This window comes from Hyphococcus sp. (genome assembly GCF_041986965.1).
Lineage (GTDB): Bacteria > Pseudomonadota > Alphaproteobacteria > Caulobacterales > Parvularculaceae > Hyphococcus.
This window is the reverse complement of sequence record NZ_JBHIXB010000001.1, coordinates 848529-870245: the sequence shown is the minus strand read 5'-3', so window position 1 is coordinate 870245 and position 21717 is coordinate 848529. Positions and strand designations below refer to the sequence as shown.

Sequence of the window (21717 nt, the reverse complement as noted above, 5' to 3'; positions counted from 1 at the left end):
GAAATTCAGGAATGTCCAATGGGTCTGCGGCCAAGAGGGCTAAGGCCGACAAGGCGGGGAGGCGGTGCGTGACACAGCCGGATGACCGCCTTCTCACGCTATTCAACGTCGGAACCCTCACTTTCGGGACCGGCGCGGCGCTGCGTTGCCCTGAGGATCTAATGGACCGCGGGGCAAGCCGTCTCTTCATTGTCACCTCGCCGCCGACCCGCAACCTTTGCCATCCGCTCCTGTCCGCCATAGAAAAACGCGGCGCCGCCGCCGTCCTCTGGGATGATCTTGAAGGTGAGCCGACATTCGACGAATTCGCAACAGCGATGGAGGCGGCCCGCGCCTTCGGCGCCGACGCCGTCATCGGGCTTGGCGGCGGCAGCTGTATGGATGTCGCAAAGCTTGTCGCCGCGCTTTTCGACGGCGGCCAATCCATCAAAGAGGCGATCGGCGTCGACCTCCTGAAAGGACGGGCGCTTCCTGTCGCCTGCATCCCGACAACGGCCGGCACCGGCAGCGAAGTGACGCCCATCGCTATTCTTGGCGATGAGGATGAAGACCTCAAAAAAGGCGTGGTCAGCCGCCATCTCGTGCCGAACGGCGCTTACCTCGATCCGTTGATGACGGTGACAATGCCCCCCGCCGTCACCGCCGCCACAGGTTTCGACGCGCTCACCCATTGTATTGAGGCGTACGCCAACCGCTTCGCCCATCCGATTGCGGATATTTACGCTGAGGCCGGCATCCGCCTGATCGCAGGCAATATCGAACGCGCTTGTAAACAGGGCGATGATCTTGCGGCGCGGGAGGCGATGCTGCTCGCCAGCCTTTATGGCGGCATGTGCCTCGGCCCGGTAAACACCGCCGCCGTTCACGCCCTCGCCTATCCGCTCGGCGGCGAATTCCATATCGCCCATGGCGTCGCCAATGCGCTGCTCTTGCCGCATGTCTTGCGCTTCAATATTGAGGCGGCGCCGGCCCGTTACGCCGCGATCGCGCGCGCTCGGCGTCGAAAATGCAGGCGACGATACAGCAACGGCCCATAAGGGCGTCGATGCAATTATCGATCTGGCGGAACGCTGCGGCATAGAACAACGCATGTCGGCTTTCGGTATCGATGCGGGCGCCGTCCCACGCATGGCGAAAGCCGCCATGACCGTGACGCGTCTTCTCGAACGCAACCCCCGCCCCCTTACGGAAGCGGACACGATTGGAATTTACGAAGCCGCCCTTTGAAGCATCACTCAGCGTTGCGGCGCGTTTAATATTAACGCTAACAGGCCCCGTCAGCTTTTTCAGTTGACGGTATAAGTCGGGTTTTTGCTGAACGCCGTCACCGTCACCCATCCACAACACACGCTATATTTCCCAGCTTGACGCCGCCGAAGGTCGGTGCAAGACTCTGTTATAAGCGGCAAAAAGCCGCTTTTGGCACCGGAATAAAAAAGCCGGGCCAAGTGGGAGGTGTGCATATGGAAAAGATTAGCACGATTGGTTTGCCGACCAGCGGCCGGACCGCAGCCTGGAATGCTCTTTATGCGTCGCAAATGAGCCAGGTTGAATTTACACCCGTCGACAAACAAGGCTTCGGCGCCGAATTGAGCATCGGCACGCTTGGTCCTGTTAAGCTCGCCAAGCTCACCATGGACAGCTACAGCGTCGAGCGCAGTAAAGATCACATCAATGACAAGCGGCCGCGGATCTATTCGCTTCTGCTGCAAGCCAAAGGCAGCAGCACGCTCCATCACTGCGGTCATGAATCAAACATGTCCGAAGGCGACTTCGTTCTTATCGACACGGGCCTTCCGCACTTCTTTGACACAAAAGATTTCTCCGTCACGATTATGGTGCGCGTACTGCCATCCTTGCTGCGTGAATATCTGCCGACGCCGGAACAGTTCAGCGGCCTGCGCCTCGGTCATGCGGTCGGCCTCGTCGGCACGCTCGGCGCCATGGTGGAATCCTTGAGCGAAAGCGTCGGCAACGGCATCAGCGCGGACCATGAAGACCGGGTCGCACGCCATTTGCTCGAAATGATTTCCATGTCCTACACAGCCGGCTTTGATATTTCAGATGAGTCCGCCGTTCTGTGGCGTCGTCGTAATGATGTTATCTCGTTCATCGAAAGCAATCTGCGCGATCCGGGGCTTTGCGCCTCATCCATCGCCACAAGCCTTAATCTGTCGCCGCGCTATCTTCGTTCGGTCTTTTCCGTTTCCGGTGAAAAAATCTCGGCGTTTATTCTTCGGCGGCGTCTTGAAGAATGCGCCCGGCAGATGAGAAACCCCGCCTGGAACGGTCACACGCTGACCGAAATCGCCTTTTCCTGGGGCTTTAACAGCGCGGCGCATTTCACCCGCTGCTTCCGCGATAAATTCGGCATGGCGCCCCGGGAATATCGCAGCGTCGCCACGAACGCCCACAACTAAGGCCCAAGTCCGCTCCGCTCAAATTTTCTTTCCCCTCCGAACAAGACCGGAGGGGAAGACGCCGCGATGGTCTATCCTGACCACATAAAGGAGCGCGGCGGTGTATCAGGATGACGTCCTTAAACTAAATGCAGAACTCTCTCTGCAGCTTGCTGAATATTGGCACGAAATTGACACGAATGGCGGGCGCGAAGCCTCCTCTTACTACACCGACGACGCCGAGTTTCACGGCCAGTTCGCCTCTTATTACGGCAAGTCAAAAATTCAGGAATTCTATGACTGGCGCGTGAAACAGGGGCCCCGCCTTTCGGTTCATTCCTTCACAAACTTCCGCGCTTATTTCACGGGTCCCGACACAGCCGAAGCGACAAACTTTCTTTTCCTCTACGCCAAAAACGGCGAGAAAGTTCTGCCGTCTCATCCGCCCATCACCATCTCGCTTGCGACAGACCGCTACAAGCGCAATGAAGCCGGACGCTGGCTTTGCACCTATCGCCGTTTTGAACACTGGTTCGAAAGCGACACGCCGATCACCAATCCAAACCTTGACGACGATAAGTAAGGACATTTGAGAGCGACATGCCTCACGCAGATGGACGCCCCCAGCTCGAGCGCGGAAAACTTTCCCGGCCGGACCTCATTCGCGACAAAGCCTATATTGACGGGCAGTGGGTCGACGCTGAGGACGGCGCCGTCATTGATGTCGACGACCCTTTCACCGGCGACGTTATCGGCCACGCGCCCGCGCTTTCTGAGGCGCAGGCGCGCGCCGCCATTGACGCCGCCGAACGCGCCTTTCCCGCCTGGGCGAAAGAACTGACGCGCACGCGCGGGGCGATCCTGCGCCGCTGGTTTGACCTTGTGATGGCCCACCAGGAAGATCTCGCCCGCCTGATCACACTTGAAAACGGCAAGCCGCTGAAAGAAGCGCGGGCGGAAGTCGCATACGGCGCCGGTTTCATTGAATTTTACGCCGATGAAGCCGGCCGCATGTTGGGAGAAATCATTCCAGCGCCGGTTTCGGGACGCCGCCTCATGGTGGAGCCGGAGCCGATCGGTGTTTGCGCCGCCATTACGCCCTGGAACTTTCCGCTCGCCATGCTGACCCGCAAAGCGGCGCCGGCGCTCGCCGCGGGTTGCACCATGGTGGCGAAGCCCGCAAGCCAGACGCCGCTGTCGGCCTACGCCCTCGCCGTCCTCGCTGAAGAAGCTGGCGTTCCGCCCGGCGTTTTAAACGTCATCACCGGCAAGGCCAGCATGATTGGCGGGCTGCTCACCTCGTCTTCGGCCGTGCGCAAGATCAGCTTTACCGGCTCGACGGAAATCGGCGCGCAATTGATGGAGGCTTCAGCAGCGTCAATCAAACGCCTGTCGCTTGAGCTTGGCGGCAATGCCCCGCTTCTGATCTTTGACGACGCCGATCTGGATACGGCTGTCGAGACGGCGCTGGTGGCGAAGTTCCGCAATAGCGGCCAAAGCTGTATTGCGGCCAATCGCATCTATGCGCAGAAGGGCGTTTATGAAGACTTTCTCGACGCTTTCGCGGCGCGCGTGAATGGACTCGCCCTTGGAGATGGCTTCGATGAACGATCCGATATCGGCCCGTTGATCGACAAATGGGGCGTCGCGAAAGTGGAGGAGCATCTCGACGACGCCGTCGCTGGCGGCGCGACCCTTCTTTCCGGCGGCAAATCTTCCGGCGGACAGTTGATGCCGCCGACAGTGTTGCGGGACGTCGCGCCCGATGCTCTGCTCACACGCGAAGAAACCTTCGGCCCTCTTGCCGGCGTCATTCCTTTTGAGACAATCGAGGAAGGCGTTACGCTTGCGAACAACACGCCCTTCGGTCTTGCGGCTTATCTTTGCTCTGAGAACCCGGCGACCATTTCGCGCGTCGGCCGCGATATTGAAAGCGGCATGGTCGGGATTAACACCGGGCTTATTTCCACGGCGGTCGTTCCCTTTGGCGGCGTCAAAATGTCGGGGCTCGGCCGCGAAGGTTCCTCTCACGGTCTCGCGGAATATCTGAACCTTAAATATCTCTGTCAGGCTGGGCTTTAGGAAACGCGACATGCTCAAAAGCGGTAAGGTCATCATCACCTGTGCGCCGACGGGATCGATTCATACGCCGTCAATGTCGCCCTATCTGCCGGTGACGCCGGATGAAATCGCCGACGCGTCCGTGGAAGCGGCGGAAGCCGGCGCGGCGATCCTTCACCTTCACGCCCGCAATCCGGAAACAGGCCAGCCCAGTCCCGCCGCAAAGGACTTCATGGCGTTTCTTCCGCGCATCAAACAGGCGACCGACGCCGTCATCAACATCTCAACCGGCGGCAGCGCCAACATGTCCCTCGATGACCGTCTCGAAGGCGCGCATGCGGCGCAGCCGGAAGTCTGCTCTCTCAATATGGGCCCGCTTATTTTCGATTTCAGCGCCGCCGGCGCGAAGGTCGAGAAATGGGCCCATGAGTGGGAACGCGACTATGTGGAAACGTCGAACGACCGCATCATGTATAATTCGAACAGTTATATCGAACGGATCATGCGGGAAGTCGGCGAAGCCTATGGCACGCGGTTCGAATTCGAATGCTATGATATCGGGCATCTCTACACGCTGGCGCATTTCGCCGAGCGGGGTTTGATTAAACCGCCATTCCTCATCCAGGGGATTTTCGGCATTCTTGGCGGCGTCGGCGCGGACCCGCGCAATCTCGCTCATATGGTCACCATCGCCGACAGCCTGTTTGGCGACGATTATGTGTTTTCCGCCTTTGCGGCGGGAAAGAACCAGATGACGTTTTGCAATCAGTCGGCGCTGCTTGGCGGCAATGTTCGCGTCGGTCTCGAAGACAGCCTTTATATCGGCCGCGGAGAGCTTGCGAAAAGCAACGCCGAACAGGTGCGCAAGGTCCGCACGATCATCGAAGAGCTCGGCCTTGAAATCGCAACGCCTGATGAGGCCCGCAAGCTATTGGGCCTCAAGGGCGCTGATCGCACCGCATTTTAAAGGGCGGCTATTCTTCCTTCGTTTCCGGCATGGGATATTCGTCGGCGTTTAAAACCCAGCCATCCATTTTGGAAAAATCTTCGCGGGGCGGCGAGAAGATATCGATCAACAGATTGACGCCCGGATCGACGGCCGCCGATGTGTGAATCGCCTTTGGCGGGATCACGGTCACGGACGGGGCGCCGCAACGTTCGTGATCGTCGTCACGCCAATCGGCGATATTGGCCGTCCATGGCCAGCGCAGATGGTGTTCATAAACGCCGCCAATGACGAGCGAACACTGCTCGAAATCGTCATGATGATGCGGTGACAATTTGGAGGGGTCGCGCGGGCCGTGCTGTGGCGGAAAGACATTCACCATGAAAGTGGTGCAGCGCCAGATCTTGCCGAAGCGCCCCTCTTCTTCCGGCACGTCAAGACTGTAGCTGCGGATCTTGTAGCCGCCTTTCGGCGCCGGCCAGGGTTCAAACGGCGGAATGTGTGGATGATGCTCGCGATAATCTTTTTCATTGGCGGTCTTTTCAACAAGATCGCCTGATTGCGTTGAGAACAGGCGAATAATATTGCCGTCGCCTTTCACGGTGATCGTGCTGTCGCCCGGCGGCACAATGGTGATGGTGAAGCCGCCGATTTCCTGCGTCTCGCCGCCGGCGGTCACGCTCGCGCTCATATCTTCGTCCGGCAGGATCAGAATATATTCGTCCGTTTGGCCCTTTCGCTCAAACATCGCGCCCGCCTTCACGTCGGAAAAGGTGACGATGAAGTTCTGGCCGCGCGCCATCCACGTCTTGGATTTATCCGTCTCTTCCTGCGGCGGCATATCGTAAAATCGCGCATAGACCGCCGCTGAGAAGGCTTCGCTGCTCGACGATACTGCGCCGCTGGTGGAAAGGCGGGAACGGGGATCAATAGTCTCACTCATATCAACCTCAATCTGGTTTGCGGCTTGTCGCGTTACTTTGCGCGGGCTTCCGCGACGGCCGCAGCGGCGGCTTTCGCAAAAATCGTTGCATCATTGCTCACCATAACAAGCGAGTAGCCCATCTCGGTGTAAATCCTGGCTTCTTCGGGCGTCGCCGCCGCGGCGCCGGAGAGTTTTCCTGCACTGCGCGCAGCGGCGGCGACACGCTGGGTCAGTTCGCGCACTTCGGGGGCGGAGGACGGCTTTCCGCTCGACAGATATAAATCGCCATGCCCGACAAAAACGCCGTTCACTGTTGGAATGGCGAGATAGTCCTCAACCGCAGTCACCGTGTCCCAGCTTTCGAGCTGCACCATGCGCAGGCATTGTTCATCGCCGCGCTTCAGATAATCGGCCATGGGCGTCTGGCCCCAGCTTCCGGCGCGCGATGTCGTGCCGAGACCTCGCTCTCCCTTTGGACTGAACACCATCTGGCGCGTCAGCCGCTCTGCGGTTTCAACGCTCGTCATGCGCGGCGCCAGAAGCCCGTCGGCGCCGGAGTCGAGAAGGCGCTGAATGTCCGATCCGCTGTGATCAGGCAGGCGCACCAGCGCCGCCATGCCCGACGCCTGTGTCGCGAAAATGAATTGATAGACCTGATCAAGACTATGCGGCGCGTGCTCCATGTCGATGACGAGAAAATCGAACCCGGCGCGTCCCAGCATCTCCACCGTCGCCAAAGTGGGGAGCTTGAGCCAGGTGCCCAAAAGGCTCCCGCCGCGCGCGGCGCAAAATTCAAGAAACTGTTTCATGTGAATACCTTAAGCGGCAACCTAACGGATTGAGCCGCCTCGCCACTTTATCCAAGCGGCCCCAAGAGTTGACGCCGGAGGAAGTGACGCCGGCGCCGGCCTTGACGGGGCTGGCCTATCGCGCCCCTTCAGGGGGCTTTCCCTCATCAAGTTCGCGAAGGTCACGGCCGACGGTTTCCGGCAGCAGCACTGTCGCAACGAGGGCGCAGAGAACGCCAATGACCCCCATCACCGTCATGGAGACGTTGAGCGCCACAGTCGCCGCGAGGATTGCAACGCCTTGAATGAAGATGCCGCTGACGGCGCGCCCGAAATTATAGGCAAAGGCCTGTCCCGAGGCGCGCACTTCCGTCGGGAAGAGCTCGGTGAAATACGGGCCGAACGATCCGTATAACCCAAATTGGCAAAACGCCTGAACGAACCCGGCGGGGATCAGCAAATAGGCATGACTGCCGAGCGGCGCGCAAAGATAGAATATCGTGGCGAGAATAAATCCCGCGCCAAACATGCGGAACGCCATGCGCCGGCCAAACCGGTCGCTGAAATAGGCGTTGCCCAACAGGCCAAAGAACGCGCCGACGCTATTTAAAAGAACGAAAATACCGGCGGTCGATGCTGAAATGCCGCGTTCATTTTGCAGGAATGTCGTCAGGTAACTCGAAACCGAATAGCCCGCGCCCTGTGCGCCAACGGCGAGGAGCGCGGCGAGCGCCGTGATACGAAGATATTTCAGGCGGAAAATCTCCAGAGGCGTAACGGACTTTTTCTCTGCGTCGCGCTTGGCTTTATTTTCCTTGAAGACGGCAGAGTCATCGTCGCCGCGGCGCACGAAGAAAATCAACAGCGCAGGAAGGATGCCGATCCAGAAGACAATGCGCCACCCCATTTCCGGTTCGAACAGCGCAACAAACGGGCCCGCCAGAAGGGCCGCAAGCCCCGATCCAACGGCGACGCCGCTCTGCACCGAGCCGAGCGCCTTGCCGCGATCCTGGCGCGCAACGATTTCACCCAGCAACACTGCGCCAACCGCCCATTCGGCGCCGAAGCCGACGCCTTGCAGGACGCGCAAGATCAAAAGCTGCTCATAGGTCTGGGCGAAACCGGACAGAAACGAGAAAACCGAAAACCACAAAATCGTCAGCTGTAGAATGCGCACGCGCCCGAACTTGTCGGCCAGCCATCCGCCCATCCAGCCGCCGATCGCCGAGGCGAAATAGCTGGCGCTCGCCACCGCCGCCGCTTGCGCCAGGCTGATGCCGAAGGCGGTGATGATGACAGGGATGAGGTACTGATAGACAAGCGCGTCCATCGCATCGAGCGTCCAGGCGACAGAGCATGTCCAGAAGACGCGCCGGACTTTCCGGTTAGCGCGCTGATACCACGCGAACGGCCCGCTTCCTGCCGGCTCTTCAATACTGTCTGTCATGCTCATCAAATACGCCTGTTGTTTTTATTTTCGCCAGCAGCCTTATTGCGCCGCCGTTTCTTCAGCGATGCGTTTGTCGAGGCCGGCTTCCCCCTTGGCGGCATAAGCGCGGCACGCATCAGAATCAATGAAGGGATTGACCGTAGGGTTTTCCGCGCGCGCCGCCAGCTTTTCCTTGACGCCAAAGGAAAGCGGCGAAGGCGTCAGCAGCACATCGCAGGGAAGATCAGCGACCGTTGCAACAGCACTGCGGAATGTTTCGACCCGGCCCGGATAATCGGCGCCGCCGGTGAACCGGAAGCCGGGAGCGGAACGGGTTGAAAAGGAATCAGCGAAGACAACGTCAAGACAACGCCCCGCTTCGCATGAACGCCAGCTCCATGCGGCGCTGCCCGGCGTATGGGCGGGGGTGTAATGCGCCGTCACCGCGATGCCGCCAACCTTTAACGTCTCTCCGTCGGCGGTGATCTGTGCTTGCGGCACGGCGGGAAAGACATTGTCCTCAATACCGCGCTGCGGATCGTCTTCTGTGGGGCGCCCCTCTTTCAGCGCCTCCACGCCGCGCGCGCTTGCCGCAACCTTTGCGCCCGTCGCCCGCGACAAGGCGGCGATGCCGCCCGCATGATCGAAATGGGCGTGCGTGTTCAAAATCAGGCGCAGATCAGCGAGCGAAAAGCCGAGCGCTTCAATATTCGCCGCAATCTGCGGCGCGGTCTGCGTCATGCCGCCATTGACCAGAACAAGGCCATCATCGGATGCAATCAGCACAGACGAAATCATGGCCGTGCCCACATAGTAAGTGTCGCCATGAATATGAAACGGCTCGGCCGGTTCGTTGAGCCTTTCGCAAAAATCACAGATATGCGCCGGATCGGGTTCCAGCGTGACCTGCCGCGCAATGTCAGGGCCTGCGGTCGACGCGCACGCAGCCAATAGGGTGAGGCCGAGTAAGGATGAAGCGAGTCGCATCAGCGCGGCGGCGGGACGTTTCGAGATCATGTGCGGATTACCTTGGGCTCCGGGAAGCTGGCGGGACTGGCGGCTGATTGTCAGCGGCCAGCGGTTCCCGGGCGCCATCGCCTCCAATTTCGTCAGACGCGCCAACTATCTAGCAAGCATCCGGCGTTCCGGTCTTGATCCGGGAGGCATACAAATTTGCCTCAGCTTTTTTGCGCTTTGCAGCATAATTACGCCGCGCACGAGGTTTAATGTCCTTCAATCTCCAAACCGTCGATTTCAGGCCCGGTCGGGGGCATCTGATAACCATGGTTGGTCATGCTGGCCTCGGGCAGCATTTCGCACGGAACACAGTCGGGCCAGTAATTTTCGGGTTTGCGCCCGCTCACCGGATTTCGATAGTGGAACCACATGGGCAGGATGCCGGGCCATTCAATCACCTCGCCCGTACCGCCCTTGAAGCCCGCCTGCCGGCGGCCAAGGTCAGTCAGCAGGACATCGGGAGGATAGATGTCCAACAGCTTGCTTCGATAGGGCTCGGCGCCTGGCTCCGGCTCGGTCGCGGCCGACCATCCGCCCTCCCAATCCGGCGAATAGAAGTAATGCTCATCAATCGTCAGGCTCCAGAACCGCCAGACGCCATTTTCGAGCACAATCTGATCGTTGGGATACATGCCGCCATGCACCCCGCCCATATAGAAATAGGCCGGCGCGCCGGGATCTTTCGTCGTGCGCGGCTGAAAAAGGCGTGTGCGCAGATTAGCCGAGCGCCCATCGTGAGACACATGGATCACAGGTTGGGTGCGCCAGTGAAACGAAATCGCCGAACGCATTTTTTTCGCCGGGCCCCACATGGCGTTCGCGGCGCCCATAATCCGGTCGCGCCCCAGATAATAGCCGGCGAAGGGTGACTGCTTGTTTCCCTCGACAGCGAAAAGCGACGATAATTCCGTCCACTGAAAATCATCCAGATAAAAACCATAGGCGGCGGAGACATTTACCGCCCCGTCATAGGCCTCAGAACGCAACAAGCGGCGATGGAGATCTGCAAGACGCGCATCCGTTTCGGGCGCCTTTTCATCTGCTGCATTGGTCGGTTCAATTGCGCCGGTCAGGTTTTCACCGGCCACAACCTCGTAGCCGCCAAGGCTGACCGGATCGCCTGTCGCCGGATTGGGGCCGACAAACGCCGGCAACTCCGGCGAAACAAGACCAAGCACACCGCCCTCTCCCCAGCCGGTTGCATAATCGGCTTTCATCACCGGATAGATACGAAGCTCTTTAAATTTCCAGACGCCGTCTTCTTTCACGAAACGATTGCGATAGACATTGAGCCCCCATTGAGCCGTCCCCTCGCCAGCGTCGCCAAGCAACGCAAGTTCGATCCCGCGGCTTTCCGCTTCGGCGCCGTTCGCCGCCACACGGACAATCGTATCGAACAGAAGATGTTCGTTGAGCTCACCATGGGAAAGTCCCGCCGGCCCCATACGCTCCATGGCTGTGCGCACCCCGTCACGCCCCTTGAGAACGCTGACGCCGCCAATTTCAACTGCGCTGTCTTCCGCAAAAAGATCGACCACATCGTTCCACATTTTGCGGTCGACATAATAGCCATAGGCGTTTTGCAAATTGCGCACATCGTCTTCGTCGTTCAGCGCCGCGATGCGCTGTTCAAGACTGTCGAGGCTTTCCGATGTCTCTGGCGCCGGCCCCTCCGGTTCCGGAAGGGGGACGCCGGTTTCATCAATCGTGAAATGGTAGGGAATGATCGGCAGGTCTTCCCCGTCCACATTCGTCCAGCCTTCTGCATAAGGGCCTTCATATTGCGGGTAATAACGCATGACGGCGATCTTCCAGACACCGTTTTCTCGGACATAGTCGTTCTCATAAAGACCGCCCTCGAACCAGGCTTTGCCCTTGCCGTCTCCCTTGAAAGCCAGACTCATCCAGCGGCCCTTGGCGCTGTCGCCGTCAACAGACAAATTGATCAGCGGCTGGTCGATCAGTTCCGTATTAAGAGCGCCGGGCGCTAGGTCTGAAACGTCAGCCCCCCTTTCGCGCAACCAGGCTGCAACGCCGTCAGCGCTGATTTTTTGTTCACCCCATTCGATGCTGGCGTTCTCTGAAAAAAGCTCGGCCATGTCCGTCCACAATCCGAACTGACCATATTGCGCATAACTGCGCTGCAAATCCTTCACTGCGCGCAGCGCTTCAACGCGGTCAACGTCACGAGCCAGATCATTGACGCCTTCCCCCTGTTCCTGCGTCGAGACGGTGGATGGCTGCGGCGCATCCGTTTGCGATGCACGCGAACACCCAACGATAAAGACGCAAAGAGATAAAGCCGCGAGCGCCTTGCCGATTTTCAGTGCCGTCATCGCATCCTCCCATTTTTCGGAACGTTTTCAGGCAACTTCAAACGAATGACTTGCCGACACAAGGCGCTAATGAGCGGTGCGCGCAATCCTCCAAAATTTGCGCCTGTTGGATCAATTCCGACGACGTAATTTTCGAATAGAAAAAGCTCTGCGACGCTTACGCATTCGACAATTATAGAGGCAGCGCTTCTCGGGAAGAGGTGGTGCCGCATGGGTGACTTGAACACCCGACCCCATCATTACGAATGATGTGCTCTACCAGCTGAGCTAATGCGGCTTACCGGCTGGCGGAGGCGCGTCATAGCTTGGGCGGGCGCAATTCGCAAGCCGGTCGGTGGGGTAAAATGACCCCGCCCGGCAGTGGCGGCGTCAGGCGCGCAGGGACCCGCCGACGGCCTTTTCGACTTGCGCCACAATGCGGGCGGAGACAGCCTCGATTTCCTCGTCGGTAAGGGTCTTTTGCCTCGGCTGAAGCGTCACCTCGACGGCAAGGGATTTCTTGCCCTCGGGCACGCCTTTCCCCTGGTAAACGTCGAAAAGACTGACATCGGCAATGAGCTTTTTCTCCGCCCCGCGCACAGCCTTTAAGAGCGCCTCAGCGGCGACGGCGTCATCGACAACGAAGGCGAAGTCGCGCGACAGCGGCAGGAGCTCTGACGCGTCGAGCGCGGGACGGGTCTTCGCCCCCTTCTTCTTCGGCTCAGGGATGAGATCGAGAAAAACTTCGAAACCGTGGACGGGTCCGTCCACATCCATGGCCTTCAACACCCGCGGATGGATCTCACCAAAATGGGCGAGCGCTTTTGGACCAAGACGCAGAACGCCGGACCGGCCCGGGTGGAAATAGTCGGGCGCGTCGGCGCTGGTCTGAAGGCTTGAGGTCGGCGCGCCCGCCGCTTCCAGCGCTGCGATAGCGTCCGCCTTCACCGTGAACGCGTCCGCATTCGGCGCAGCGCCCTGCCAGTGGCGGTGCGGATCGGACAGCCGGGCGCCGCCGGCGGCGTTCGCATGGTCCTCAGGCTGATCGCCGCCATAAATCGGCGCGACTTCAAAGAGCGCGAGATCGTCGCGGCCGCGGTCGGCGTTGCGCTGAAGCGCGGCGATAAGGTTCGGCAAAAGCGACGACCGCATAACGCCGAGATCGGAGGAGATCGGATTGGCGAGTGTGAGGCCTTTCGCCTTGATCTCACTTGCGCTCATGAAAAGCTCAGCGTGTTTCTGGTCAAGGAAGGACCATGTCACAGCTTCCAGAAGGCCGCGGCCGGCGAGCGCGCGGCGCGCCATGCGGCGGCGCTCCTGGCCCGCCGTCAGCTTCGGCGTTTCGACCGCTTTGAGCATGGGCAATGGCGCAGCGGGGAGTTTGTCGAACCCCGTAATCCGGGCGATTTCCTCAACGAGATCGGCCTTGCCTTCAATGTCAGGCCGCCAGGATGGAACATCCACTTGCCACGGGTCGCTTTTCCGGACCGTAAAACCAAGCGCGGAAAGAATCTGTTCGCAGGCCTCGGGCGGCACATCGAGACCGGTGAGGCGTTTGACCTCTGACGGAGGAAAAAGAACGGTTTTATCCGCCTGCGGAATTTCACCGGCCAGCACAACATCGGACGGCTCGCCGCCGCACATATCCATGACAAGCTGTGTCGCCATCTCCATTCCCGGCAGAATGAAGGCCGGATCAACGCCGCGCTCAAACCGATAGCGCGCATCGGACGCGATGCCGGTCTTGCGGCCGGTCTTTGCCGTGCGCAATGGATCGAAATAGGCGCATTCGATGAAAACATTCGTCGTTTCCTCGGTGCAGCCCGTATCCTCACCGCCCATGATCCCGCCGAGACCAAGCACAGCCCGCTCATCAGCGATAACCGTCATGGTCTCGTCGACTTCATATTCCTTGCCGTCAAGGGCGACGAACTTTTCACCCTTTTCGCCAAGACGCGCATGCAAGACGCCGTTGAGCTTGTCCGCATCGAACACATGGAGCGGGCGGGCGCGGTCGTAAGACATGTAGTTGGTGATATCGACGAGCGCGCTGATGGGACGCAGGCCAATGGCGCGCAGATAGTCCTGCAGCCATTTCGGCGACGGCCCGTTCTTGACGCCGCGCACATAACGCCCGGCGAAGGCGGGACAAGCGTTTTCAGAACCGGCCGGGAAATCGAGCTCAACATTTTGCGGCGATGGAAAGGCGCCCTTAACCGGTTTCGGTTCCGGCGAAATCAGCTTTCCGAGCCTCGCCGCTGCAAGATCGCGCGCGACGCCGGTAACGCCGTTTGTATCGGGACGGTTCGGCGTCACTTCAAAATCAATGACCGGGTCATTGGCGCCCATCACTTTCGCGACCGGATCGCCGACTTTGGCTGAGGCCGGCGCCTCGATAATGCCGTCATGATCGTCGCCCAGCTCAAGTTCGCGGACCGAACACATCATGCCGTGGGATTCAACGCCGCGAATTTTCGCTTTTGAGAGCGTGACGTCGATGCCGGGCACATAAGCGCCCACCGGCGCATAAGCGACCTTGATCCCAGCGCGCGCATTGGGCGCCCCGCAGACGATCTGCATCTCGCCGTCCTTCGTCGCCACTTTGCAAACCTGCAACTTGTCAGCGTCAGGATGCGGCGCCGCCTCAAGCACTTCGCCGATTGTAAAAGCTGCAAGGCGCTGTTCCGGATTTTCGACCTCTTCGACCTCAAGGCCGACTGCAACCATGGTGTCGACGATCTCTTCAAGACTGGCGTCCGTATCGAGATGTTGTTTCAGCCAGGACAGGGTGAATTTCATTGTACTAGTTCTCTTCCGAAATCGTCTGAAGGAGGCGCGCCACGACATCGTCGCCGGCGCGGTCGCATTTTTTGACGGGTTTTGGTCGCGATGCGTTTTCCGGCCCCGCGACCCAGCATTTTTCAAAGACCGAGCAGTAACAGACGCCAAAATAAGTATTGGCGGTGTCGGCAGCGAAAACGCGCGCTTTCAAGGCGTCAAAGCCGGCGCGGGTTTCGTCATTGCGCGGCCAGAAAATAAGGATCGCCTCGCTTTTTTCGCCGGCCGCCAACATGCCGATGGCGGAGTCGAGGCTGGAAGAAAAATTCGCATGCAATTGCGGCGGCAACAGGCGGTCGCGCAAATCCGCCCAATCGCTCACCGGCGCACCGTCAACCACAAGCTCCGCACTTTCGATCATGGCGGGTCCGATGCCGTCATTCTTGATGGCGACGCGCATGGCATAGCCCTCAGGCTCCGTCGAAAAACCGCTGGTGATGCTGACGGCGGGCAGAACGCTCGCATGCTGCTGCTTGCGCATGATCTGCGCCTGATCCCAGGCAACGAACAGCGCACAGGCGCCGATGACCATCGCGGCTATAGAGCCGACGGTTTCGAAATTGAAGGAAAGACGTTTTTTCCGCTCCGCCATCAGACCCGCTCAATGACTTTTGTTAGCATGGCCTTGACCGTTTGCGCGGCTTCGTCGAGCGCGGGGTTGCCGACACGGCCGATGGACGCAACAGGATCGACGGCGGCGACTTCAACGCCCTTGTCCGTCTGCTGAACAATAACATTGCAGGGGAGCATGACGCCAATCTTGTCCTCAATGGACAAGGCCTGATGCGCCATCTCAGGGTTGCAGGCGCCGAGAATGCGATAGGGGCGGAAGTCGACGTCGAGCTTTTTCTTCAACGTCGCCTTGACGTCGATTTCGGTCAGCACGCCGAAGCCTTCCGCCTTCAGTGCTTCGGTCACGCGCGCAATGACGTCGTCAAAATCGCCGGAAACGGTTTTCGCGATGTAGTAGCTCATGGACCAGCTCCTATTTGCTCAATCCCGCCCAGAGGCTCGGCTGGTCGGCGGCGTCGAAGCCGTAATGCTCGAGCCAGCGTGCATCCGCGGCGAAGAAATCACGCAGATCGGGAATGCCGTATTTCAGCATGGCGAGGCGATCGACGCCCATGCCCCAGGCGAAACCCTGATATTCATCCGGGTCGAGGCCACAATTTCTAAGGACATTCGGATGCACCATGCCGCAGCCGAGAATCTCCATCCATTTGTCGCCCTGGCCGAAACGGATTTCCCCCCGCCCATCTGAAGAGCCGACCCGCTCGTAACCGATATCCATCTCCGCCGACGGCTCCGTGAACGGAAAGAAATGCGGACGGAAGCGCGTCTTGACGTCGTCGATCTCGAAAAAGGTTTTGACGAAAGCCTCAAGCGTGCCCTTGAGGTGACCCATATGGGTTTCCTTGTCGATGACGAGGCCTTCGACCTGGTGGAACATGGGTGTGTGTGTCTGGTCAGAATCGCAACGGAAGGTGCGGCCCGGAATGATGATCCGGATCGGCGGCTTTTGCGACATCATTGTGCGGATCTGCACCGGCGAGGTGTGCGTGCGGAGCACCATGCGCGAGCCGTCTTCCTTCGGCTCAAAGAAGAACGTGTCGTGCATTTCGCGCGCCGGGTGATCGGGCGGGAAGTTCAGCGCGGTGAAGTTATGGAAGTCATCTTCAATGTCCGGGCCTTCAGCAACGTCAAAGCCCATGGCCGAAAAGATCGCGATGATTTCTTCCGTAACCTGACTGACAGGATGGATCTTGCCTTTCGGTTCGGGCCGGACCGGGAGGGTGACGTCGATTTTCTCGGAGGCGAGGCGCGCATTGAGGGCGGCTTCTTCGAGCTCGGTTTTCTTCACCTCGATCGCGTCGGCGATGCGCGTCTTGAGACCGTTCAACGCCGGGCCCATTTCCTTGCGCTCTTCCGGGCTCATTTTGCCGAGCGTCTTCATACGTTCGGAAACAACGCCCTTTTTACCGAGCGCGCCGACACGCACCTCCTCCAGCGCCGCACCCGTTTCGGCGGCGGCGATTTTAGCGGCAAGGTCGCGTTCGAGTTGTTCAATGTCGGACATGGGGTCCGGTCTCCAGTCGTTCAAAACACAAAAAAAGCGCCATCCTCGGATGACGCTTACCGGCAGATACCGCTTCGGTCACCCGTTCAATCAGCGCTCCTAAAAAAGAACTTGAAAAGGGTCATGGGGGACGCGGCTCCAGTTAATCCAGCTGCTTCAATATAAAGAGCGGGCCCTCTTGTCGAGGGCCCGCTCCGTTTCGTGTCCGGTGAGAGGAAGCGCCGGCTTACTTGGCGGCGATCTGGGTAGGAGCGGCCTCAGCGGCGGCGATTTTGCTGGTCATCTCGGCGATGGCGTCAGCGGAAGTCTCTTCGACGCAGGCGCGCAGCTGTGTAGAAAATAGCGGGGAGCCAGCATATTCTGCTTTGCAAACTTTGGCGGCGGCGGCGTTGATGTCAGCCTTTACCGCTTCAAGGTAAGCGGGATCTTCGAGGCGGGCCGTTTCGAACTCAACGACAATCTCGCGAGCGAAGGCCGGGGCTTGTGCAACAGTGAAAACGGCGGCGGCGATGGCAAGGGTCCGGATCATTTCGATCATCCTTTCAATAGGTTAGCGAAAGCCCGGGCGTCTCCTGATTGTTATTGATCACAACAATGCTGCGATGCACAATGAATATCATGCCCGTTCATTCAGTCAAGTATTTTGTATGTGTTGCGTACAGTTTTTGTGAAATTCGACCCAACCAAGAGAGAAAGGCGCCTGGAAACCAAGCGCCTTTCAGGATCGTTTTCTTCACGGAAAGGTTGTTAAGCGAGGGCCGCTTTCGCCTTGTCAGCCAGCGCCTTGAACGCTTCCGGCTCTTTCACGGCGATATCGGCGAGCACCTTGCGGTCAACCTCGATGCCGGCCTTGGTAAGACCGTCAATGAAGCGGGCATAGGTGAAGTCGAGCTCGCGGCAGGCGGCGTTGATGCGCTGGATCCAGAGCGAGCGGAAATTCCGCTTGCGGACGCGGCGGTCGCGATAGGCGTATTGGCCGGCCTTTTCCACCGCCTGGTTGGCGACGCGGAAGGTGTTTTTGCGGCGGCCGTAATAGCCTTTGGCTTTGCCGATGATTTTCTTGTGGCGGGCGTGAGCGGTGACGCCTCTTTTCACTCGTGACATGTCGAGATCTCCTTAGCGCGCGTAGGGCATGTATTTCTTGACGATCTTGGCGTCGGCGTCGGCCAGCACATCCATGCCGCGGTTCTGGCGGATTTGCTTGGGCGTACGCTTGATCATGCCGTGACGTTTGCCGGAGACGCCGGCCTTGACCTTCCCGGAGGCGGTCATCTTGAAGCGCTTTTTCGCGCCTGATTTGGTCTTCAGTTTGGGCATTTCGCTTTTCCTTTAAGGGTCCTTTCGGACGCGCAACAAGGCCGCCAAGGCATGCCATATGGCCCGGCGACCGGTGAGAAGGCGCGGGTTATAGCCCAAGGGCCCGGTATGGCAAGGGATTTCGCCCTCATTTAATGAGGAGAGCGCCGCAGCCAGCCGCCCAAACAGAAATGCCTGAGCGCGCGGCGGCGGGCGTTCCACAATACGCAAGATTGGCCACTCGCTCTGCCGGATTTACGGCGGATGATGCCCCGCAACGCGCCGTGACAAGCTGCGGCAGGCTGGTTAGCATTCCAACGGGGCGCGCAATCATCTGCCGGAATACAAGAAGATGACAGGGTGGGGCGCAGTTAGTGGACGGAATTAAAAGGCTTTTTCGCCAACTCGGAATCACCGCGGTTTTCTTCAGCGCGTGTGCGGGACTGGCGCTGGCGCATCCGCTGGCGGATTATGAACCCGTTGAATGGGTTCCCTATCGCATCGATTATCAGGGATGGATCACAGTTAACGCAACTGTGAACGGCGACGGCCCCAACGACTTCATCGTCGATTCCGGCGCCACCATCACTTCGGCCTTCGCCAACCTTGCAGAGCGACAGGATTTCCTGCCCGCAGACCGCGGGCCAATCCGCATTCTCGGCCTTGCAAGCACGGAGGCCCTGCCGGCTTACTCTCTGGGCGACATCTCCGTTGGCAGGCTTCGTCTCGAAGATCAGATCGGCGTCGTTCTGCCGGACTGGGCGCCGCCAAACACGCCCCCGCAAGGCGTCCTCGGCCTTGATCTCCTCACGCGTTACACGGTGATGGTCGACGAAGAAGAAAGACGCGTGAAGTTTTACGCGCAGGACGCCCAGCCGGACAGAAAAGTCAAAGGCTGGACCCGCACCAGACTGACGCCTCTTCAGGTCGCCGATCAGGACACGCCGCTATATCAGATCGATGTGAATATTCGCGGCCTTGATATCCCTTGCGTCGTCGATCTCGGCGCCTCCGGAACGATTTTCAACGGCCCCGCTTTTCGCGCCATGTCCTCCGGCCTTCGCATCAACTCCTACGGCCACCGCAGCTCAACCTCCGCCTCCCATCTCAATGACATTTTTGACAATACTTCGACGGCGCAAGCGGTGAAAATCGCGCGCGTCAAAATCGGCGGCGCGCGCTGGCGCAATGAAGTCTTTCTTGTTTACGACGCCGAAGTCTTTCGCGCGCTTGGCGCCGGCGCAAAGCCTTTTTGTCTTGTCGGGATGGACCTTTTTACGGATCGCAGTCTCATTTTCGACTTCGCCAATGAATATTTCTATATTGGCCCGGAGCCAAAATAGCACGACGCCCTCTCCGCGTGTTAAGTGCACAGAACGCATCGCCTGAATTCAGGCGTCCAGCCTTATTCGAGGAATTCCAGATGAAACGATTGCTGCCTTTCGCCCTCGCCCTTTTGCCGGTCACCGCAGAGGCCGCGGACTATGCCGTCATTCACGCCGGGCGATTGCTCGCCGTTCCCGGCGGCGCGGTGACGCAAAACCAGACCGTCATCATTAAGGACGGCGTTGTGGAACGCGTCGCAGGCGGCTTTCTCACCGCCGACGCCATTGGCGCCAACAGCGATGACACCGTTGCGGTCCACGACCTCAAGAACATGTTCGTGTTGCCGGGCCTGATCGACGGCCATGTGCATATTCTCAGCGAGAACAATCCGCGGGCGCGGCTGCAACGCGTGGAAATGTCGGACGCCGACAACGCGATCGCCGGCGCGGGCTTCGCAAAGAAAACGCTGATGGCGGGCTTTACAACCGTGCGCGATGTGGGCGCCGGATCGGGTGACGCCATCTTCGCGCTGCGCGACGGGATCGCCCGCGGCGACGTCGCCGGCCCGCGCATTTACGCCTCCGGCGCAACGATTTCCGTCACTGGCGGCCATGGCGACGGCACGCAAGGCTATGCGGATGAAATTGCAGACGTCCTCCATTCAAAAGGCGTCTGCGACGGCGTCAGCGAATGCCGCAAGGCGGTGCGCGAGGAAGTGCGCCGCGGCGCCGATCACATCAAGCTGACAGCGACCGCGGGCGTCTTGTCCAACACGGCCGCCGGGCTTGAGCAGCAATTCTTCGACGATGAGTTGAAAGCCATCATGGAGTCCGCGCACGCCATGGGCCGCAAGGTCACAGCGCACGCCCATGGCGTCAACGGCATCAACGCCGCCTTGCGCGCCGGCGTCGATTCGATCGAACACGGCACTTATCTCGACGCTGAATCGATTCGCCTTTTCAAACGCAATAACGCTTATCTGGTGCCGACCATCCTCGCCGGAGTCACTGTCGCGGAATGGGCGGCCGACCCGACATCCTTCCTGTTGCCGCCGCAGCGGGCGAAGGCCGCCGAGGTTGGCCCGAAGATGCTCGACATGGCGAGACGCGCCCATGACGGCGGCGTCAAAATCGCCTTCGGCACGGACACCGGCGTTTCGAAACATGGCGAGAACGCCCGGGAGTTTGCGCTGCTGGTTCAGGCCGGCATGACGCCGATGGAAGCGATCCATGCGGCAACCGTCGCCGGCGCCGACAATCTTGGCAAGTCGGACATGCTCGGATCCATCGCGCCGGGTAAATATGGCGACCTCGTCGCTGTCGAGGGCGATCCGTTAGAAGACATCACCGAGCTTGAAGACATCGACTTCGTGATGAAGCAAGGCGTCGCTTACAAAACGAACTAAGCGGCCCTACGCATAATCGAGCGGCAGCTCTGTCGTCTGTTTCAAAACCTCCATGGAAAAAGTGGAGGTGAAGTCGGAAAACTCAGCGGCGGCGATGAGGCGTTTATAAACCCGGTCGTAATGCGCCATGTCGGGCACGACGACTTTCATCATGTAATCGACCTCGCCGCTCATCCGGTGCACCTCGACGATCTCGGGGATGCGCCGCACGACGTCCGCAAACCGTTTCAGCCAGGCCTCGCTATGCTGGGCGGTCTTCACGGAAATAATCGCTGTCAGGGAAAGATTGAGCGCCGCCGGATCGGCAAGCGCCACCCGCCGCTGGATAACACCTTCCTCCTCCAGCTTCTTGATCCGCCGCCAGCAGGGCGTCGCCGACAGCCCCACCGATTCGGCGATTTCACTAACAGGCGTGGCTGAATCGCGCTGAAGCACCGCCAAAATGGCTTTATCTGTAGGATCCATTCTAATATGGGTACAATAATTAGAAAAAACTCGCAATCATTAGTTTTTCTACCATTCTTTATAGGATAATTTTCCTCCCCTTCTCGCTTAGGCTGAACGTTATCAAAGGGGATTTGGACCGCCATGATCAAACGCGCCTTCACCGAACATCCGGCCAGCGTCGGAGAGAGCTATTTCCAGCATATGGGCATGGCCTTCGGCTTTGGCGCGAAAATGGTGGTTTCCGGGATCGCCTGTCTCCTGCATGGAATTTTTCCGTTCCTGTTCACGCGGACCGGGCGCACCTGCATCGAAGAGCTGCACACCCGCATGGTGACCCATCGCGATCGTCGCAAAACCGCCGACACGGCCATGCCGGCCCTTGCTCAAGAGAAGCAATCGCTGCACGCCGCGGAGTAGGCTCCACTCTGAAAGCCCCGGACCACTCTAG

The 21717-nt window shown here is 59.3% G+C and carries 20 protein-coding genes, 1 tRNA gene and 1 pseudogene; 8 read left to right on the top strand and 14 right to left on the bottom strand.

What is annotated here, in order from left to right; all coding sequences use genetic code 11:
* Positions 1–11: 11 nt before the first annotated feature.
* The 5 genes and pseudogenes from ACFC5L_RS04360 (at position 12) to ACFC5L_RS04340 (ending at position 5427) form a co-directional block, all read left to right on the top strand.
* Positions 12–1227 (top strand): annotated as a pseudogene (locus tag ACFC5L_RS04360) (iron-containing alcohol dehydrogenase).
* A 236-nt stretch (positions 1228–1463) separates the two neighbouring features.
* Positions 1464–2420 (top strand): helix-turn-helix domain-containing protein, encoded by a 957-nt coding sequence (locus ACFC5L_RS04355; protein WP_375201503.1) that lies wholly within the window; start codon positions 1464–1466, stop codon positions 2418–2420.
* A gap of 100 nt (positions 2421–2520) precedes the next feature.
* Positions 2521–2982, top strand: coding sequence for a hypothetical protein (locus ACFC5L_RS04350; RefSeq protein WP_375201504.1), 462 nt, complete (start codon positions 2521–2523; stop codon positions 2980–2982).
* 17 nt (positions 2983–2999) lie between these two features.
* Positions 3000–4481 carry an NAD-dependent succinate-semialdehyde dehydrogenase gene (locus ACFC5L_RS04345; protein ID WP_375201505.1) on the top strand — a complete coding sequence of 494 codons (1482 nt, stop codon included), beginning with the start codon at positions 3000–3002 and terminating at the stop codon, positions 4479–4481.
* A 10-nt stretch (positions 4482–4491) separates the two neighbouring features.
* A complete protein-coding gene (locus tag ACFC5L_RS04340) occupies positions 4492–5427 on the top strand; it encodes a BKACE family enzyme (protein ID WP_375201506.1) in 936 nt (311 codons plus the stop codon).
* 7 nt (positions 5428–5434) lie between these two features.
* Here the strand turns inward: ACFC5L_RS04340 and ACFC5L_RS04335 are convergent, their stop codons facing one another.
* From ACFC5L_RS04335 to rpmI, 13 genes are all read right to left on the bottom strand, one after another.
* Positions 5435–6349 carry a hypothetical protein gene (locus ACFC5L_RS04335; protein ID WP_375201507.1) on the bottom strand — a complete coding sequence of 305 codons (915 nt, stop codon included), beginning with the start codon at positions 6347–6349 and terminating at the stop codon, positions 5435–5437.
* A 32-nt stretch (positions 6350–6381) separates the two neighbouring features.
* A complete protein-coding gene (locus ACFC5L_RS04330) occupies positions 6382–7140 on the bottom strand; it encodes an HpcH/HpaI aldolase family protein (RefSeq protein WP_375201508.1) in 759 nt (252 codons plus the stop codon).
* 115 nt (positions 7141–7255) lie between these two features.
* Positions 7256–8572 carry an MFS transporter gene (locus tag ACFC5L_RS04325; protein ID WP_375201509.1) on the bottom strand — a complete coding sequence of 439 codons (1317 nt, stop codon included), beginning with the start codon at positions 8570–8572 and terminating at the stop codon, positions 7256–7258.
* 36 nt (positions 8573–8608) lie between these two features.
* Positions 8609–9565, bottom strand: coding sequence for a subclass B3 metallo-beta-lactamase (gene bla / locus ACFC5L_RS04320; protein WP_375201510.1), 957 nt, complete (start codon positions 9563–9565; stop codon positions 8609–8611).
* Positions 9566–9771: 206 nt separating this feature from the next.
* Positions 9772–11901, bottom strand: a complete 2130-nt coding sequence (locus ACFC5L_RS04315) for a nuclear transport factor 2 family protein (RefSeq protein WP_375201511.1) — start codon at positions 11899–11901, stop codon at positions 9772–9774.
* A gap of 201 nt (positions 11902–12102) precedes the next feature.
* A tRNA-Thr gene (locus ACFC5L_RS04310) sits at positions 12103–12178 on the bottom strand.
* A gap of 92 nt (positions 12179–12270) precedes the next feature.
* Positions 12271–14679 (bottom strand): phenylalanine--tRNA ligase subunit beta, encoded by a 2409-nt coding sequence (gene pheT, locus ACFC5L_RS04305; RefSeq protein ID WP_375201512.1) that lies wholly within the window; start codon positions 14677–14679, stop codon positions 12271–12273.
* A gap of 4 nt (positions 14680–14683) precedes the next feature.
* A complete protein-coding gene (locus ACFC5L_RS04300) occupies positions 14684–15310 on the bottom strand; it encodes a hypothetical protein (protein WP_375201513.1) in 627 nt (208 codons plus the stop codon).
* Positions 15310–15693: a DUF302 domain-containing protein gene (locus ACFC5L_RS04295; RefSeq protein WP_375201514.1), complete on the bottom strand. Its 384-nt coding sequence runs from the start codon at positions 15691–15693 to the stop codon at positions 15310–15312. The genes ACFC5L_RS04300 and ACFC5L_RS04295 overlap by 1 nt, the downstream gene beginning before the upstream one ends.
* 10 nt (positions 15694–15703) lie before the next feature.
* On the bottom strand, positions 15704–16795 hold the full coding sequence (gene pheS, locus ACFC5L_RS04290) for a phenylalanine--tRNA ligase subunit alpha (protein ID WP_375201515.1): 1092 nt from the start codon (positions 16793–16795) through the stop codon (positions 15704–15706).
* Between the two features lie 226 nt (positions 16796–17021).
* The gene (locus ACFC5L_RS04285) at positions 17022–17324 is read right to left on the bottom strand and encodes a UrcA family protein (protein ID WP_375201516.1); all 303 of its coding nucleotides are present in this window, start codon (positions 17322–17324) and stop codon (positions 17022–17024) included.
* 218 nt (positions 17325–17542) lie between these two features.
* Positions 17543–17899: a 50S ribosomal protein L20 gene (gene rplT / locus ACFC5L_RS04280; protein ID WP_375201517.1), complete on the bottom strand. Its 357-nt coding sequence runs from the start codon at positions 17897–17899 to the stop codon at positions 17543–17545.
* Between the two features lie 12 nt (positions 17900–17911).
* Entirely contained in the window at positions 17912–18112 is a 201-nt protein-coding gene (gene rpmI, locus ACFC5L_RS04275; RefSeq protein ID WP_375201518.1) for a 50S ribosomal protein L35, read from the bottom strand.
* Between the two features lie 353 nt (positions 18113–18465).
* Between rpmI and ACFC5L_RS04270 the strand changes: the two genes are divergently transcribed.
* Positions 18466–19434, top strand: a complete 969-nt coding sequence (locus ACFC5L_RS04270; protein ID WP_375201519.1) for a retroviral-like aspartic protease family protein — start codon at positions 18466–18468, stop codon at positions 19432–19434.
* Positions 19435–19514: 80 nt separating this feature from the next.
* Complete coding sequence (locus ACFC5L_RS04265; protein WP_375201520.1) at positions 19515–20822, top strand: metal-dependent hydrolase family protein; 1308 nt, start codon at positions 19515–19517, stop codon at positions 20820–20822.
* Positions 20823–20828: 6 nt separating this feature from the next.
* Here ACFC5L_RS04265 and ACFC5L_RS04260 read toward each other — a convergent pair whose 3' ends face one another.
* Positions 20829–21287, bottom strand: coding sequence for an Lrp/AsnC family transcriptional regulator (locus ACFC5L_RS04260; RefSeq protein WP_375201521.1), 459 nt, complete (start codon positions 21285–21287; stop codon positions 20829–20831).
* Positions 21288–21410: 123 nt separating this feature from the next.
* On the opposite strand from ACFC5L_RS04260, the gene ACFC5L_RS04255 reads away from it, so the two are divergent.
* Complete coding sequence (locus tag ACFC5L_RS04255) at positions 21411–21686, top strand: DUF6356 family protein (RefSeq protein WP_375201522.1); 276 nt, start codon at positions 21411–21413, stop codon at positions 21684–21686.
* Positions 21687–21717 lie beyond the last annotated feature (31 nt).

What these genes read in the sequence shown, in the direction of transcription:
- ACFC5L_RS04335 (WP_375201507.1), bottom strand. Translation starts at nt 6,349, where the DNA reads ATGAGTGAGACTATTGATCCCCGTTCCCGCCTTTCCACCAGCGGCGCA.
- ACFC5L_RS04340 (WP_375201506.1), top strand. Translation starts at nt 4,492, where the DNA reads ATGCTCAAAAGCGGTAAGGTCATCATCACCTGTGCGCCGACGGGATCG.
- pheS (WP_375201515.1), bottom strand. Translation starts at nt 16,795, where the DNA reads ATGTCCGACATTGAACAACTCGAACGCGACCTTGCCGCTAAAATCGCC.
- rplT (WP_375201517.1), bottom strand. Translation starts at nt 17,899, where the DNA reads ATGTCACGAGTGAAAAGAGGCGTCACCGCTCACGCCCGCCACAAGAAA.
- ACFC5L_RS04285 (WP_375201516.1), bottom strand. Translation starts at nt 17,324, where the DNA reads ATGATCCGGACCCTTGCCATCGCCGCCGCCGTTTTCACTGTTGCACAA.
- ACFC5L_RS04260 (WP_375201521.1), bottom strand. Translation starts at nt 21,287, where the DNA reads ATGGATCCTACAGATAAAGCCATTTTGGCGGTGCTTCAGCGCGATTCA.
- ACFC5L_RS04255 (WP_375201522.1), top strand. Translation starts at nt 21,411, where the DNA reads ATGATCAAACGCGCCTTCACCGAACATCCGGCCAGCGTCGGAGAGAGC.
- ACFC5L_RS04325 (WP_375201509.1), bottom strand. Translation starts at nt 8,572, where the DNA reads ATGAGCATGACAGACAGTATTGAAGAGCCGGCAGGAAGCGGGCCGTTC.
- bla (WP_375201510.1), bottom strand. Translation starts at nt 9,565, where the DNA reads ATGATCTCGAAACGTCCCGCCGCCGCGCTGATGCGACTCGCTTCATCC.
- pheT (WP_375201512.1), bottom strand. Translation starts at nt 14,679, where the DNA reads ATGAAATTCACCCTGTCCTGGCTGAAACAACATCTCGATACGGACGCC.
- ACFC5L_RS04300 (WP_375201513.1), bottom strand. Translation starts at nt 15,310, where the DNA reads ATGGCGGAGCGGAAAAAACGTCTTTCCTTCAATTTCGAAACCGTCGGC.
- ACFC5L_RS04355 (WP_375201503.1), top strand. Translation starts at nt 1,464, where the DNA reads ATGGAAAAGATTAGCACGATTGGTTTGCCGACCAGCGGCCGGACCGCA.
- ACFC5L_RS04345 (WP_375201505.1), top strand. Translation starts at nt 3,000, where the DNA reads ATGCCTCACGCAGATGGACGCCCCCAGCTCGAGCGCGGAAAACTTTCC.
- ACFC5L_RS04295 (WP_375201514.1), bottom strand. Translation starts at nt 15,693, where the DNA reads ATGAGCTACTACATCGCGAAAACCGTTTCCGGCGATTTTGACGACGTC.
- ACFC5L_RS04315 (WP_375201511.1), bottom strand. Translation starts at nt 11,901, where the DNA reads ATGACGGCACTGAAAATCGGCAAGGCGCTCGCGGCTTTATCTCTTTGC.
- ACFC5L_RS04330 (WP_375201508.1), bottom strand. Translation starts at nt 7,140, where the DNA reads ATGAAACAGTTTCTTGAATTTTGCGCCGCGCGCGGCGGGAGCCTTTTG.
- rpmI (WP_375201518.1), bottom strand. Translation starts at nt 18,112, where the DNA reads ATGCCCAAACTGAAGACCAAATCAGGCGCGAAAAAGCGCTTCAAGATG.
- ACFC5L_RS04265 (WP_375201520.1), top strand. Translation starts at nt 19,515, where the DNA reads ATGAAACGATTGCTGCCTTTCGCCCTCGCCCTTTTGCCGGTCACCGCA.